Origin of the sequence: Pseudomonas sp. NyZ201 (genome assembly GCF_049860765.1) — a bacterium.
GTDB lineage: Bacteria > Pseudomonadota > Gammaproteobacteria > Pseudomonadales > Pseudomonadaceae > Aquipseudomonas > Aquipseudomonas bharatica.
In genome coordinates this window covers 1,827,285-1,843,589 of record NZ_CP187557.1, presented here as the reverse complement: position 1 = coordinate 1,843,589, position 16,305 = coordinate 1,827,285, and the positions used below count along the sequence as shown (strand labels likewise).

General features: G+C 66.2%; 1 protein-coding gene and 1 pseudogene. Both read right to left on the bottom strand.

Features of this window, described 5'->3' with window-relative positions:
* Positions 1–15: 15 nt before the first annotated feature.
* Positions 16–3,975, bottom strand: a pseudogene (locus ACPFMA_RS08360) (amino acid adenylation domain-containing protein); the annotation flags it as partial.
* Positions 3,976–4,127: 152 nt separating this feature from the next.
* Positions 4,128–16,304 carry a non-ribosomal peptide synthase/polyketide synthase gene (locus ACPFMA_RS08355; protein ID WP_425929957.1) on the bottom strand — a complete coding sequence of 4,059 codons (12,177 nt, stop codon included), beginning with the start codon at positions 16,302–16,304 and terminating at the stop codon, positions 4,128–4,130.
* Position 16,305 lies beyond the last annotated feature (1 nt).

Here is a 16,305-nt window from a genome sequence, read left to right as displayed (position 1 = left end):
CGTCGTCCTTAAGGTTTACTCCATGTCTTCCAGTTCGAGCTGGATGCTATCGAGCAACTCCGGCGCCAGCACCACATCATCATGCTTCACCCCCGCCAGCGTTTCCGACCACAGCTCCTCCAGCCCGCAACCCGCCTTCAACAACGCTTCGGCAGCGGCCACCTGCTCATCGCTTCGGCTGGCACCCGCCCACCAGCAATGCGGTTTCACCCGCAGCGGCTTGAGCGCGAACGCCCGCCCCAGCGCCATGTTCGCGCTGAGCAACTCGTACCCGCTGGCAATTTCCGCCTGCACGCCGATGTCGCGGTGAATCGCCCGCAGGGCCTCGATGTCCGTGCCGCTGATTGCAGCCACCTCGACCATTACCCAGTCCGCCGCCTGCTTCGGATCCTCGAACCGGGCAGTTCCTTCCTCGATCAGGTCCAGCAGCACCGCCTCGCCGATCCCCGGCGCGAACGCCAGCAGGCTTTTCACCAGGCCGTCCCATGGCCCGGCCTCGGGTTCCTCGCCGGCATCATTGGCCAGGGCCTGCTCGCCCTGGGGCAGATGGGTATCCACCAATCCGAGGAAGGCTACGGTCTCGCCTGCCGACTCCAGCGCATGTGCTACCTCGATGGCCAGCGCCCCACCCAGGGACCAGCCCAGCAGGTTGTAGGGCCCGTGCGGGCGCACCGTGCGGATCTGCTCGACGTAGTAGCCGACCATGGCGTCCCACGAGGTTTCCTTCCAGCCCGGCACCACATAGCTTTTGTTGACCACCCCGAGCACGCTGCGCTGCGGGCCCAGGTGCCCGGCCAGCGGATAGTAGGCGTAGGTACCGCCGCCTCCGGGCGGCAGGCAGAACAACGGGGCCTTGTCGCTGGCGCTGATGTTCATGCTGATCACCGGGTTGTTCACCCGGCGCTCGCCTGCGGCGATGAAGTCGGCCAGGTCCTCGAAGGTTTCCAGCAACAGGAAGTCATGCAGGCTGAGACTGGTGTCGAAGGCTTCACGCAAGCGGCTGACCAGGGTGATCACCAGCAACGAATGACCGCCGAGGGCAAAGAAGTTGTCCTTGAGCCCTACCCGCTCGACCTTGAGCACCTCCGTCCAGATTCGTGCCAGTTGCCGCTCGCGCTCGTTGCGCGGCGGCTGGTATTCGCCCAACGCCAGGCTGGCATCGGGCTTGGGCAGGGCCTTGCGGTCGAGCTTGCCGTTGGGGGTCTGGGGCATTCTGTCCAGCCAGGTGAAGTGGCTGGGCACCATGTAGTCCGGCAACCCGGCTTTCAGGTGCGCCTTGAGAGCGCTGCGCAGTTCCGGGGTGTCCTGCTCCGCGACCAGGTAGGCCGCCAGTTGGTTATCGATAGCGATCACCACGGCTTCACGCACCGCCGGGTGCTCCAGCAAACGCGCTTCGATTTCGCCCAGTTCGATGCGGAAACCTCGGATCTTCACCTGATGATCCAGGCGACCCACGTATTCGATTACCCCGTCGGCACGGTAGCGGGCCACGTCACCGGTGCGGTACAGACGGCCGCCCGTGCTGGAAAACGGATCCGGCACGAAGCGCTCGGCGGTCAAGGCCGGACGCTGGTGGTAACCACGGGCCAGGCCGTCGCCGCCGATCAGCAGTTCACCGCGGGCGCCGACCGGCAGTACGTCGAGGTCGTCGCTGACGATATGCAGCGTGGTATTGGCCAGTGGCTTGCCCAGCCAGACATCGTCGGCGCGGGTCAGGTAATGCCGGGCCGACCAGATGGTGGTCTCGGTCGGGCCGTAGACGTTCCACACATGCCCGGCCTGGTCGATCAGGCGCTGGGCCAGTTCGGCATTCAGGGCTTCGCCGCCGCAGAGGATGGTCTTGCCACTCAAGGCGCCAGCCGGTGCCGCATCGAGGATCATCCGCCAACTGGACGGCGTGGCCTGGATCACGCTGGCCTGCTGTTCGGCGATCACCTGCAACAGGGCCTGCGGGTCCTTGTTCTGGTGGGGCTTGAGCAAGACCACCGCGGCACCACGAATCAGCGGCAGGTACAGTTCCAGGCCGGCGATATCGAAGGACAGCGAGGTCAGCGACAGTACCCGGTCAGCCGCCGTCAGCCCCGGCTTGTCGGCCATGCTGAAGAGGAAGTTGACCAGGGCCTGGTGGTGGATGGTCACGCCCTTCGGCAGGCCGGTGGAACCGGAGGTGTAGATCACGTAGGCAAGGTTTTCCGGGCCGGCGCTGGCTGGCAAGTCATGCGTGGCGTAGCCGTCCAGCCAGTTGCCGTGCTGGTCCACGCACAGGGTCTGCACGCCTTCAGGAATGCTCAGTTGTCCAATCAGCGAAGACTGGCTCAACAGCAGCTTCAAGCCGCTGTCCTGCATCATGTAGCTCAGCCGATCCGCCGGGAAATCCGGATCCAGCGGCACATAGGCGCCACCGGCCTTGAGGATCGCCAGCAGGCTGACGACCATCTGCGGACCACGCTCCAGCGCCACGCCCACCAGCACATCCGGACCAACGCCCAGTTCACGCAGCTTGTGCGCCAGCCGGTTGGAGCGGGTATTCAGTTGCGCGTAGCTCAGCGACACGTCAGCAGACACCAGCGCGACCGCCTCCGGGGTCGCCCGTACCTGCGCTTCGATCAACGCCGGCAGGCATTGCCCGCGTGGGTAATCAAGCTGGCTCTGGTTCCAGCCCTCGAGAATCTGCTGGCGCTCCTGCGCATCCAGCAGCGGCAATTCGGCCACCCGCTGCCCGACATCCTGGCAGATACCTTCCAGCAGGTTGCGCCAATGTCGGGCAAAACGCTCGGCGCTTGCCGAATCGAACAACGCCGTGGCATAGGTCAGTGCCGCGCCCACGCCGCTGTCGCGCTCCAGGGTTTCCAGGGTCAGGTCGAACTGCGCGGTGTGCTGGCCCGATTGCAGTTTTTCCACGCTCAATCCCGGCAGTTGCCGGGCCTGAGTCGCCGATTGGGTCTGGTGGTTGAACATCACCTGGAACAGCGGGCTGCGCCCCAGGTCGCGCTCCGGTTGCAGGGCCTGCACCAGTTGCTCGAACGGCAGGTCCTGATGGGCCTGGGCCTGCACGGCGGTGTGCTTGATCTGTTGCAGCAACTGCCCGAAGGTGGTGTCCGCCGCGAATTCGGCCTTGAGCACCTGGGTATTGACGAAGAACCCGATCAGCCCCTCGGTCTCGGCCCGATTGCGGTTGGCGGTGGGCACGCCGACACGGATATCGGCTTGCCCCGAATAGCGATGCAGCAAGGTCTGGAACGACGCCAGCAGGAGCATGAACAGGGTCACGCCCTGCTGCCGCGCCAGCGCCTTGAGCTTTTGCGCCAGTGCTGGCGGCAGGTCGATATCCAGGCGTGCGCCGGCATGGCTCTGCACCAAGGGCCGCGGCCGGTCCGTAGGCAGTTCCAGTACCGGCTGCTCGCCACCCAGCTGCGCAGTCCAGTAACCCAGTTGGCGTTCCTGTTCCCCGGCCTCCATCCAGTTGCGCTGCCAGATGGCATAGTCGGCGTACTGGATCGGCAAGGCCGGCAGGTGCACCGCTTGTCCACGACGGTGGCCGTCGTAGAGGCGCACCAGCTCGTCGATCATGATCGGCATCGACCAGCCATCGGAAACGATATGGTGCTGAACCACGGTCAGCACATGCTCCTCGGCGCCCACCCGCAGCAGGCGGACGCGCAACAGCGGCCCTGCCTGCAGGTCGAACGGCGCGCTCAGTTCCGCGGCGACCCGGGCGTGCAGATCCGCCGCGTCGACATCGTCCACCGGCAGATGGAACGGCACCGGCTCATGCACCACCTGCACCGCCTGCTCGCCGTCCTGGCGGAAGGTGGTGCGCAGGGTTTCGTGGCGGGCGACCAGGCCCTCGAACGCGGCCTCCAGGGCAGCGACATCGAGCATCCCGGTCAGGCGCAGGGCCACCGGAATGTTGTAGGCACTGCTGCCAGGCTCCAGTTGCCAGAGGAACCACTGGCGCTGCTGGGCGTAGGACAGCAGCGCGCAGGCCTCGGGTTCGCGCCTGAAGATCGGCGTGACGCCGTACAGATTCACCCCCTGGCGCTTGAGCAAGGCAGCCAGCGCCTTGCGTTCACGGGCAGACAGGGATTTCACGGAGTCAAGCAGCTCTTGCACGTTGGGATCTCCAGTCAGGCGAGCAGGTTGTCGATTTCCTCTGCACTAAGACGTTTGAGGGCCTCCAGCGATTTAGTCAGTTCGTCCTGGGCATGATCGACCTGCCCCTGTTTCGCCGCGACCACGGCGCACAGGTCCTGCAGGGTGCTCTTCTCGAACAGCTCGCGCAGGGCGATTTCGCAGTGCAACTGCTCGCGGATGCGCACCAGCATCTGCACCGCCAGCAGCGAATGGCCGCCCAGTTCGAAGAAGTTGTCGGTCAGGCCGACCCTTTCGACCTGCAGGACTTCAGCCCAGATGGATGCAAGCTGATGCTCCAGTTCGCTGACCGGGGCCACATACGCGCCTTGCAGATTGGCCGCATCGGGTTTCGGTAGAGCCTTGCGGTCCAGCTTGCCGTTGGCGGTCAGCGGGAAGGCGTCCAGCAGGACCAGATGGGTCGGGACCATGTAGTCCGGCAGGTTGGCTTTCAGGTGAGCCTTCAGGGTTTTGCGCAGGTCGGCCTGACCCGGGTTGGCCGGGATCAGGTAGGCCGCGAGTTGCTGGCCTGCCGGGCCATCGACCGCCAGCACTACCACCTCGCGTACGCCTTCATGCTCTTGCAGCCGCGCTTCGATCTCACCCAGCTCGATACGGAAGCCGCGGATCTTCACCTGGTGGTCGATGCGGCCGGCGTACTCGATCACGCCTGCTTCGCGGAAGCGGGCAAGGTCACCGGTGCGGTACAGGCGGCTGCCGTCTTTCGCGAACGGGTTGGGCACGAAGCGTTCGGCGGTCAGGGCGGCACGGTTGTGGTAGCCGCGAGCGAGGCCGGCATGGCCGACATGCAGCTCGCCGCAGACGCCGGCTGCCACCGGGTTGAAGTCGGTGTCCAGCACGTACATCGACAGGTCCGGGATCGCTTCACCGATCGGGCTGACTTCGGTCTGTACCAGGTCTGCCTTGGTGATCGGACGATAAGTCACATGCACCGTGGTTTCGGTGATGCCGTACATGTTGATCAAACGCGGCTGCTGGTCACCAAAGCGGTCGAACCAAGGTTGCAGGCTGCCTACGTCCAGCGCTTCGCCACCGAACACTACGTAGCGCAGGCTCAATGGCTCGGTTGCAACGCGGACCAGTTGCTTGAAGGCCGACGGGGTCTGGTTGAGCACCGTGACCTTTTCATCCACCAGCAACTGGTTGAAGTCTTCCGGCGAACGGGTGACCTCACGCGGTACCACCACCAGACGCCCACCGTGCATCAGGGCGCCGAAGATCTCCCACACGGAGAAGTCGAAAGCGTAGGAATGGAACAGCGTCCACACGTCTTTCTCGTCAAAGCCGAACCAGTCCTCGGTCGCTTCGAACAGACGCAGGACATTCTGGTGCGGCAGCAGCGCGCCCTTCGGCTTGCCGGTGGAACCGGAGGTGTAGATCACGTAGGCCAGGTTATCCGGCGAGGTCAGGTTGACCGGGTTCTGGTCGCTATAACCCTCGAAAGAGCCCAGCAGATCAGCTTGGGTCAGCAGCAGCTTGATGCCGCTGTCTACCGTCATGTAGTCGAGACGGTCCTGTGGATAATCCGGATCCAGCGGCACGTAGGCGCCACCGGCCTTGAGAATGCCGAGGATACCGACCAGCATTTCCAGGCTGCGCTCGACCGAAAGACCAACCAGCACATCTGGCCCGACGCCCTGCTCGCGCAGCTTGTGCGCCAGCTGGTTCGCCCGGCTGTTCAGCTGTGCATAAGTCAGCGCTTGAACGCCAAAACTCACGGCCACCGCTTCCGGTACCCGCGCTGCCTGGGCCTCGATGCGCTGGTGAATGCACTGCTCGCTCGGGAAGGCCGCCACTTCCTGGCCCGCCACCGAAGGCAGAGCCAGTTCACCCAGCGCCGCCTGCGGATCCACCACCAGCGCGCGCAGCAGATGGTCGAAATGCTCCACCAGCCGCGCCATGGCGTCCTCACTGAAACGCTGGCGATCGAAGTTGAAGCGCACACCCAGCGCATCGCCGGCCGAGACGATCAGGGTCAGCGGATAGTGGGTCTGCTCCAGGTTGATCACGCTGCCGAACTTCAGGTCGTCCGGCGCCGCCTGTTGCAGCGCCTCGGACACCGGATAGTTCTCGAACACCAGGATAGTGTCGAAGAGGGCCTCGCCGCCCTGCCCGGCCCAGCGCTGGATGTCATAGAGCGGCGTGTGCTCGTGCTCGCGCAAGGCCAGGTTGAGGGTCTGCACCTGCTGCACGAAGTCCGCCACGCGCTGCTCCGGGCGCGGGCTGCCGACCACCGGCAGGGTGTTGATGAACAGGCCGAGTTGTTCCTCGATCCCCGCCAGTTCCGCCGGACGCCCGGATACCGTGGCGCCGAAGGTCACGCTGGACTGCCCGGTATAGCGTTGCAGCAGCAACAGCCACGCGGCCTGGACCAGGGTGTTGAGGGTGACCCGCTGTTCGCGGGCGAACTCGTTGAGCTTGCGGGTTTCGGCCTGGTCCAGCGCGTAGTGCCGGTCGGTATAGCCCTGGGCCGTGGTGGTCGACCTGAGTACCTGGACCAACCGGGTCGGCTCGTCCAGCACCGCCAGTTGCCCGCTCCAGAAACGCTGGCTGAGCGCCGCATCCTGGCGTTGCAGCCACTCGATATAGTCGCGATAGCGCGCGCCGCTCTGCGCCGGCACTTCACCGTGGTAACGCTGCAACACCTCGCCGAGCAGGCGCGAGTTGCTCCAGCCGTCCATCAGGATGTGGTGGCTGGTGTAGACCAGGTGATGGCTGTCTTCGCCGGTGCGCAGCAGGGTCAGGCGCAGCAGGGCTTCCTGCTCCAGGTCGAAGCCGCGCTGGCGGTCGCCATCGGCCCAGGCCTTGATCGCCGCCTCGGAATGGTCACGCCCGCGCCAGTCCTGTTCGGCAAAGGTCGCAACGACCTGGCGACGGATCACTTGCAACGGCTGCTGCATATCGCTGATAAAGCTGGCGCGCAGCACTTCGTGCTGGTCGATCAGCGCCTGCCAGGCTGCCTTGAAGCGCGGCACATCGAGGCCACGGACATCGACGCGCAACTGGTTGATGTAGTTGCCCGCCTCCTTTTCATAGAGGCTGTGGAACAGCATGCCCTGCTGCATCGGCGACAGCGGATAGACATCGGCGATCTCGGCGATGGCGATCGGCAGGCGGTCGATCTGCGCCTGCTCCAGCCGCGCCAGCGGGAAGTCCGACGGCGTGGCCCCGGCCACTCCGGCGCCCAGGCAATGGGCGGTCAGTTGGCGCAGTTCCTCGCCATAACGCTTGGCCAGGTCCTGCATCAGCGCCGGCTCGAAGGCTTCGGTGCTGAAACGCCAGTTCAGCTCCAGCTCGCCGCCATAGACCTGGCCGCTGATGCTGAGCAGGCTGTCCAGCGGCGCCTCGGCGCTGTGCATGTCGCCACGGCTTTCGCCGGCGGGGACGAACAGGGCGTCCTCGGCAGCAAAGCTGCCGTCGAACTGGCCCAGGTAGTTGAACACGATATTGCCCTTGGCCAGGGCCGCCAGGCTGCGGCGGGCCTCGTCGCTGCCGAGGTAGCGCAGCACGCCGTAGCCGATGCCCTTGTTGGGGATCGCGCGCAGTTGTTCCTTGATGGTCTTCAGCGAGCCGGCCAGATCCGCCTGGGGGCTGAGCTTCACCGGGTAGATGCTGGTGAACCAGCCGAGGGTCCGGGTGATGTCCAGTTCGTCGAACAGGTCCTCGCGGCCATGGCCCTCCAGCTTGATCAGCGCCGAGTCCTGCCCGGTCCACTGGCAGATGACCCGGGCCAGGGCGGTCAGCAGCAGGTCGTTGATCTGCGTGCGGTAGGCCGCCGGGGCGTCCTGCAGCAACTGGCGGGTGGTGTCGCGGTCGAGACGGGTGGACACGCTGGTGATCTGGCGGCTGGTCAGCGGGCCGCGAGCATGATGCGGCAACGCATCGCTGACGCCCTCCAGTTGCGCCTGCCAGTAACCCAGCTCCTGCTCCAGCGCCGGGCTGCGGGCATAGTCGCGCAGGCGCTCGCCCCAGTGCTTGAAGGCACTGGTCTTGCGCGGCAGGGTCACGGGCTTGCCATCGACCAGAGCGCTGTACGCCTGTTGCAAGTCCTCCAGGAGGATGCGCCAGGACACGCCGTCCACCACCAGGTGGTGGATCACCAGCAGCAGGCGCTGCGAGCCGTCCGGCAGGTCGGCCAGCAAGGCGCGCAGCAGATGGCCCTGTTGCAGGTCGAGGCTGCGCTGGGCCTGTTGCACCAAAGGCTCCAACTCGTCGGCGCGGTTCAGCCGGCGCTGCCAGAGCAGCGCGGCATCGTGACGGGCAGCGTGGCGGGCCTGCCAGACGCCGTTGTCATCGCTGAAGGCCAGGCGCAGCGCATCGTGCTGCACCAGCAGCGCGCGCAGGGCGTGTTCCAGTGCATTGGCATCAAGCGCGCGGGACGGCTGCAACAGCACCGCCTGATTGAAGTGATGGCGCTGCGGCATGTCGCCGTCGAAGAACCAGTGCTGCACCGGCGTCAGTGGGGCGATGCCCTCGACCGCGCCCTGCTCGATGCTGGTGGCTTCGGCCAGCCGCGCCACCGCCGCCAGGCTCTGCACGGTCTGGCGCTGGAACAGGTCCTTCGGGGTGAAGAAGATTCCGGCATGACGGGCGCGGCTGACCACCTGGATGGAGATGATCGAATCGCCGCCCAGCTCGAAGAAGTTGTCGCTCAGGCCGACCTTTTCCACCTTGAGCACATCGGCCCAGATCGCCGCCAGTTGCTGTTCCAGGGCACTCTGCGGCGCCGCGTAGGCGGCTTGCAGGTTGGCCGCATCGGGCTTGGGCAGGGCCTTGCGGTCCAGTTTGCCGTTGGCGGTCAGCGGGAAGGATTCCAGCTGGATCAGGTGGGTCGGGACCATGTAGTCCGGCAGGTTGGCTTTCAGATGGGTTTTCAGGGTCTCGCGCAGGTCGGCCTGATCCGGATTGGCCGGGATCAGGTAGGCCGCCAGTTGCTGGCCTGCCGGGCCATCGACCGCCAGCACTACCACCTCGCGTACGCCTTCATGCTCCTGCAGCCGCGCTTCGATCTCACCCAGCTCGATACGGAAGCCGCGGATCTTCACCTGATGGTCGATACGGCCGACATATTCGATCACGCCTGCTTCGCGGAAGCGGGCAAGGTCACCGGTGCGGTACAGGCGGCTGCCGTCTTTCGCGAACGGGTTGGGCACGAAGCGCTCGGCGGTCAGGGCGGCGCGGTTGTGGTAGCCGCGAGCGAGGCCGGCATGACCGACATGCAGCTCGCCGCAGACGCCGGTTGCTACCGGGTTGAAGTCGGTGTCCAGCACGTACATCGACAGGTCCGGGATCGCTTCACCGATCGGGCTGACTTCGGCCTGCACCAGGTCCACCCTGGTAATCGGTCGATAGGTCACGTGCACCGTGGTTTCGGTGATGCCGTACATGTTGATCAAACGCGGCTGCTGGTCACCGAAACGGTCGAACCAAGGTTGCAGGCTGCCCACGTCCAACGCTTCGCCGCCAAACACTACGTAGCGCAGGCTCAATGGCTCGGTTGCAACGCGGACCAGTTGCTTGAAGGCCGAAGGCGTCTGGTTCAGTACCGTGACCTTTTCGTCCACCAGCAACCGGCTGAAGTCCTCCGGCGAACGGGTCACCTCACGCGGTACCACCACCAGACGGCCACCATGCATCAGCGCACCGAAGATCTCCCACACGGAGAAGTCGAAGGCGTACGAGTGGAACAGCGTCCACACGTCTTTCTCGTCGAAGCCGAACCAGTCCTCGGTCGCTTCGAACAAACGCAGGACGTTGTGATGCGGCAACAGCGCGCCCTTCGGCTTGCCGGTGGAACCGGAGGTGTAGATCACGTAGGCCAGGTTGTCCGGCGAGGTCAGGTTGACCGGGTTCTGCTCGCTGTAGCCCTCGAACGAACCCTGCAGATCCGCCTGGGTCAGCAACAGCTTGATACCGCTGTCTGCCTGCATGTAGTCGAGACGGTCCTGTGGATACTCAGGGTCCAGCGGCACATAGGCGCCACCAGCCTTGAGAATACCCAGTACGCCAACCAGCATTTCCAGGCTGCGTTCAACGGACAGGCCCACCAGCACATCCGGCCCCACGCCCTGCTCGCGCAGCTTGTGCGCCAGCTGGTTGGCCCGGCTGTTCAGTTGTGCATAAGTCAGCTGCTCACCGCCAAAACTCACGGCCACCGCTTCCGGCACCCGCGCCGCCTGGGCCTCGATGCGCTGGTGAATGCACTGCTCGCTCGGGAAGACAGCTACTTCCTGGTCCACCACCGAAGGCAGAGCCAGTTCGCCCAGCGCCGCCTGCGGATTGGCCACCAGCGCGCGCAGCAGATGGTCCAGATGCGCGGCCAGTTGCACCACCGCCGTATCGGCGAAGAAACGCCGGTCATGGCTCAGGCGCATGGACAGTGTGGTGCCGGCGTTGATTACCAGGGTCAACGGATAGTGGGACTGCTCGCGGTTGACCAGCGCACCGAATTCCAGCCCTTGCGGCGCGGTCTGTTGCAGCGCCTCGGACACCGGGTAGTTCTCGAACACCAGGATAGTGTCGAACAGCGCTTCGCCGCCCTGCCCGGCCCAGCGCTGGATCTCGTTGAGCGGCGTGTGTTCGTGCTCGCGCAGGGCGACGTTCAGCTCTTGCACCTGTTGCACGAACTGCGCCACCGACTGCTCGGAACGCGGGCTGCCCACCACCGGCAGGGTGTTGATGAACAGGCCGAGCTGTTCCTCGATGCCCGGCAGGTCCGCCGGACGCCCTGCCACGGTGGCGCCGAAGGTCACGCTGGACTGCCCGGTATAGCGTTGCAACAGCAACAGCCACGCGGCCTGGACCAGGGTGTTGAGGGTAACCCGCTGCTCGCGGGCGAACTCGCCGAGGCGCTGGGTCAGGGCCGCATCCAGTACGTGTGACTGCTCGCCGTAGCCCGTGCCGGCAACACCGGACCTGAACGCCTGGACCAGCCGGGTCGGTTCGTCCAGGTGTTGCAGGTGCTGCTTCCAGAACTGCTGGCTGGCGCTGCCGTCCTGGCGTTGCAGCCACTCGATGTAGTCGCGATAGCGCGCGCCCTGGCCGGCAATGTCCTTGCCGCTGTAGCGCTGCAGCACCTCGCCGAGCATGTGCGAGCTGCTCCAGCCATCCATCAGGATGTGATGGCAGGTGTAGACCAGTTGATAACGCTGCTCACCGATACGCGCCAGCGCCAGGCGCAGCAGCGGCCCGCGGCTCAGTTCGAAGCCAGCTTCGCGCTCGCCGGCCGCCCAGGCATCGAGCCAGGCTTGCTGGTCGGCCTGGCCACGGGCATCGACTTCGCTGAAGGGTACTTCGACCTGACGCAGCACCACCTGTAACGGCTGCTGCAGTTCGCTGACGAACACGCTGCGCAGCACATCGTGCTGGTCCACCACCGCCTGCCAGGCCGCCCGGAAACGGGCGACATCGAGGCCATTGACCTCGACCCGCAGCTGGTTGATGTAGTTGCCGGCCTCCTCCTCGTAGAGGGTGTGGAACAGCATGCCCTGCTGCATCGGCGCCAGCGGGTAGATGTCCTGGATAGTGCCGGCGGGCACCGGCAGGCCATCCAGTTCGGCCTGGGTCAGGCTCACCAGCGGGAAGTCCGACGGCGTGATGCCGGCCACTGCCGGCGTGGTGCAGTGCTCCACCAGCAGGCGCAGTTCGGCCGCGTAGTCATCCGCCAGGCGCTGCACGGTCTCGCGCTCGAACACCGCGCTGCTGAAGCTCCAGCCCAGGTCCAGCTCGCCGCCGTAGACCTGGCCGTTGATGCTCAGCAGCGCCGCCAGTGGCGCGGCGAAGTCCTGGCCGTCGCCGGCGCTTTCGCCGGACGGCGCGAACAGCGCGTCTTCGGCGGTGAAGCTGCCGTCGAACTGGCCCAGGTAGTTGAAGACGATAGTGCCCTGGGCCAGGGCGCCCAGGGCCTCGCGGGCAGCATCGTTGCCCAGGTGACGGAGCACGCCGTAGCCGATGCCTTTGTTGGGGATGGCACGCAGTTGTTCCTTGATCGCCTTGAGCGAAGCCTCCAGCGACGCCGCCGGGGTCAGGCGCACCGGGAACAGGGTGCTGAACCAGCCGACGGTACGGCTCAGGTCGATATCCTCGAACAGGTCCTCGCGGCCATGGCCTTCGAGGCGGATCAGCGCATGGGCCTGCCCGCTCCAGCGGCAGATGACCCGGGCCAGGGCGGTCAGCAGCAGGTCGTTGATCTGCGTGCGGTAGGCCGCCGGGGCGTCCTGCAGCAAGCGCCGGGTCAGGTCGGCATCCAGATGGGTGCTGACCGACACGGCATGGCGGCGCTCCTGGCTGCCGTCGGGATGGTCACACGGCAGCTCGTCACTGACCCCGCGCAACTGCGCCTGCCAGTACTCCAGTTCCTGCTCCAGCGCCGGACTTACCGCATAGTCGTGCAACTGGCCGGCCCAGGCTTTCAGCGAGCTGGTCTTGGCTGGCAACTCGATGGCCTTGCCCGCCATCAGGGCGGTGCAGGCCTGTTGCAGGTCTTCCAGCAGCACGCGCCAGGACACGCCATCCACCACCAGGTGATGAATCACCAGCAGCAGACGCTGTTCACCGTCGGCAAGGTTGATGAGCACGGCGCGCAGCAGCGGCCCATCGGCCAGGTTCAGGCTGCGCTGGGCCTCGTTGGCCAGCTCGCGCAGGTCGGCGCCCTCGGCCAGCTCACGGACCCACAGCACGCCAGCGCTGCTGGCCGGGGCGAAGCTGGCCTGCCAGCCGGCGGACTGCTGCCGGAAACTCAGGCGCAGGGCATCGTGCTGCTCGATCAGCGCATGCAGGGCCGGCTGCAAATGGGCGGCATCGAGACGCACGCTCGGTTTGAGCATCACCGCCTGGTTCCAGTGCTGGCGCTCGGGGATGGCGGTGGCGAAGAAGCGCGCCTGGATCGGCAGCAGCGGCAGGCGCCCGCTGATCTGTGCCGGGGCCGGGGCGGCAGCCTTCTTCTCGATCAGTCTGGCGACGGTGGCCAACTGGCCGATGGTCTGTTTCTCGAACAGCTGCTTGGGGCTCAGCTTGATGCCCTGGCGCTTGGCCCGGGCGATGATCTGCAGGCTGAGGATCGAGTCGCCACCCAGTTCGAAGAAGTTGTCGGTGCTGCCCACCTGCTCCAGCTTGAGCACGTCACACCAGATGGCCGCGAGCTTTTCCTCGATCTCGCCGCTGGGTGCCACGTAACGCTGCTTGACCGCGCCCGGCCTGGGCAGGGCACACTTGTCCAGCTTGCCGTTGGCGGTCAGCGGCAGGCGCTCCAGCAGCAGGATCTGCGCCGGTACCAGGTATTCCGGCAGGCTTGCCGCGAGTTGCTGGCGCAGGGCTTCGGCTTGCAGGGTGACGCCGCTGGCCGGGACGCAGTAGCCCACCAGTTGCAGGCGCGTTTCATCGCTGTCCTGCGGCAAGGCCAGGACCACCGCCTCGGCCACGCCGTCGAGGCCTTGCAACAGATGGCCGACTTCGCCCGGTTCGACCCGGTAACCGCGGATCTTCACCTGGTCGTCGGCGCGGCCCAGGTATTCCAGCACGCCGTTCACCAGACGCGCACGGTCGCCGGCGCGATAACGGCGCTGGCCGTTTGCCGCCGGGACGAAGCGCTCGGCGGTCAGCGCCGGCTGCCCCAGATACCCCTGGGCCAGGCCCGCGCCACCGAGATACAGCTCGCCGGCCACGCCTTCGGCCACCGGGTTGAGCCAGGCGTCCAGCACCTGCGCGCTGCCGTTTGCCAATGGCTGGCCGACCGGCACGCTGCGCCAGCCGGCGAGGCGCTCGCCCGCTTCGTGGGTGAGGATGCCCACGGTGGTTTCGGTCGGGCCGTAGTGGTTGAGCACGCGGCAGTCCTTCAGCCCGCGGATCTGTTCCAGCAGGCTCCGGCTGCTGGCTTCGCCACCGAGCACCAGCAACTCGCGCGGCAGCACATCCGCCGCCTTCGCTGCCTGCAACAAGCCTTGCAGATGGCTCGGCACGATCTTCAGCACATCGATGCGGTGTTCGGCCATGTAGGCGGCGAAACGGTCCGGATCGAAGGCGTGCTCATGGGACAGCAGGTGCAGCGCACGGCCGGACGCCAGGGCGCCGAACAGCATGGTGTGGCCAAGGTCGGCGGCGATGGTCGAGACCATGGCCAGGCTGGCGTCGGCGCTCAGGTCCAGGCGTTCCAGCACGGCCTGTATATAGTTGCTCAGCGCGCCATGGCTGATCACCACGCCCTTCGGCTGACCGGTGGAGCCGGAGGTGTAGATGATGTAGGCCGGTTGTTCGGCATGGATGCGCACGGCGGGCGCGCGGGTATCGCGTTCGGCCCACAGCGACGGATTCCAGTTCAGCGCCGGGCAGCCCAGGTCCATTTCGGCAGCCTGGATCAGCAGCACCGCGCCACTGTCACGCACCAACTGGCGCAGGCGCTCCTGCGGCTGGCGACTGTCCAGCGGCAGGTACACCGCACCCAGCTTGAGCACCGCCAGCAGGCTGACCACCCATTCGATGCCGCGCTCCTGGCACAGCGCCACGACCTGCCCGGCCTCGACGCCCTGCCCTTGCAGGTAATGGGCAAGCTGGTTGGACTGCGCCTCCAGTTGCCCGTAGTCGAGGGTCTGCTCGCCAGCGCGCAGAGCCAGCTTGCCGTGGCCGGCTTGCAGGCCTTGCTGCCATAGGGAAATGAAGTCGCCACCGATCAGCGCCGGCGCCTGTGGTGTCGCCAGTTGCGGCGCCTGCTCGGGGAAGGCCAGCAGCGGCTCGGCGACATGGGCCACGAGGTGTTCCAGCACGCGGCGCAGCGACCCGGCGATACGCTCGATGGTCGCCGCCTCGAACAGGTCGGTGGCATAGGTGAAGTAGCCGCGCACGCCGTCCGGGCCGTCGACGAAGTCATAGGCCAGGTCGAAGCGCGCATCGCTGGAGCCGGAAGCGTACTTCTCCACGCTCAGGCCATCGACACCCCGCTCGGCCTCGCTGCCGTCCTCGGCCACGAGCACCTGCTGGTTGATCTTGAACTGGAACAGCGGGTTATGGCCGAGGTTGCGCTCCGGCGCCAGGGCGTCCACCAGATGCTCGAAGGGCAGCTCCTGATGGGACTGGGCGCCACTGACCACCTGCTTGACCTGCTCCAGCAGGGCGGCGAAGGTCTGCCGCTCGTCCACCTGCACACGCAGGACCTGAGTGTTGATGAAGAAGCCGATCAAGCCTTCCAGCTCGGCGCGGGTACGCCCGGCATTCGGTGCGCCGATGCGGATATCCGCCTGGCCGCTGTAGCGCGACAGCACCACCGACATGGCCGCCAGGGTCAGCATGAACAGGGTCACGCCGTTGTTGCGCGCCACCTGCTTGAGCTGCTCCGACAACTGCGCCGGCAGATCGGCGCGCAGCACGGCCCCCCGGTAACTCGGTTGCAGCGGGCGCTCGTGATCCAGCGGCAGGCTCAGCACCGGCTGCTCATCGCCCAGCTGTTCCTTCCAGTACGCCAGCTGGCGCTCGCCCTCGCCGGCTTCCAGCCAGGCGCGCTGCCAGATTGCGTAGTCGGCGTACTGGATCGCCAGTTCCGGCAAGGGCGCCGGCTGCCCGCTCGACTGCGCCTGGTAGAGCTGGACGAACTCGCGCACCAGCAACTGCCCGGACCAGCCATCCGACACCACATGGTGCATGCACAGGGTCAGCACATGCTCGCTGGCACCGAGGCGGAACAGCCTGACCCGCAGCAGCCGGTCACCCAGCAGGTCGAACGGCGCCTGCAATTCGGCCTCGACCAGGGCGGCCAGACGGCTCTCGTCGGTAACTTCGAGCACCTCCAGCGCCACCGGCACCCGGTCGAGGATTTCCTGATGGAACTCGCCTTCCACGGAGACGAAACGGGTGCGCAGGGTTTCATGGCGCTGTACCAGCTGCTCCAGCGCACGGCCCAGCGCCGCCTGGTCCAGCGGGCCGTTCAGGCGCACCGCCATGGGCACGTTGTAGGCGCTGTTGTCCGGCTCCATCTGCCACAGGAACAGCATGCGCTGCTGGGCGTAGGACAGCGGGATGCGCGGGGTATCGGTGCGGGTCACGGCAATCGGCAGGAGACGGAAGCTCTGCCCGGTCTCGCGCATCTTGTCGAGGATCTGCCGGCGCTGCTCCAGGGGCAAGCCGACGAAACGTTTGGCAATGCGCTGTGCGGTCGTCTTGTCCATC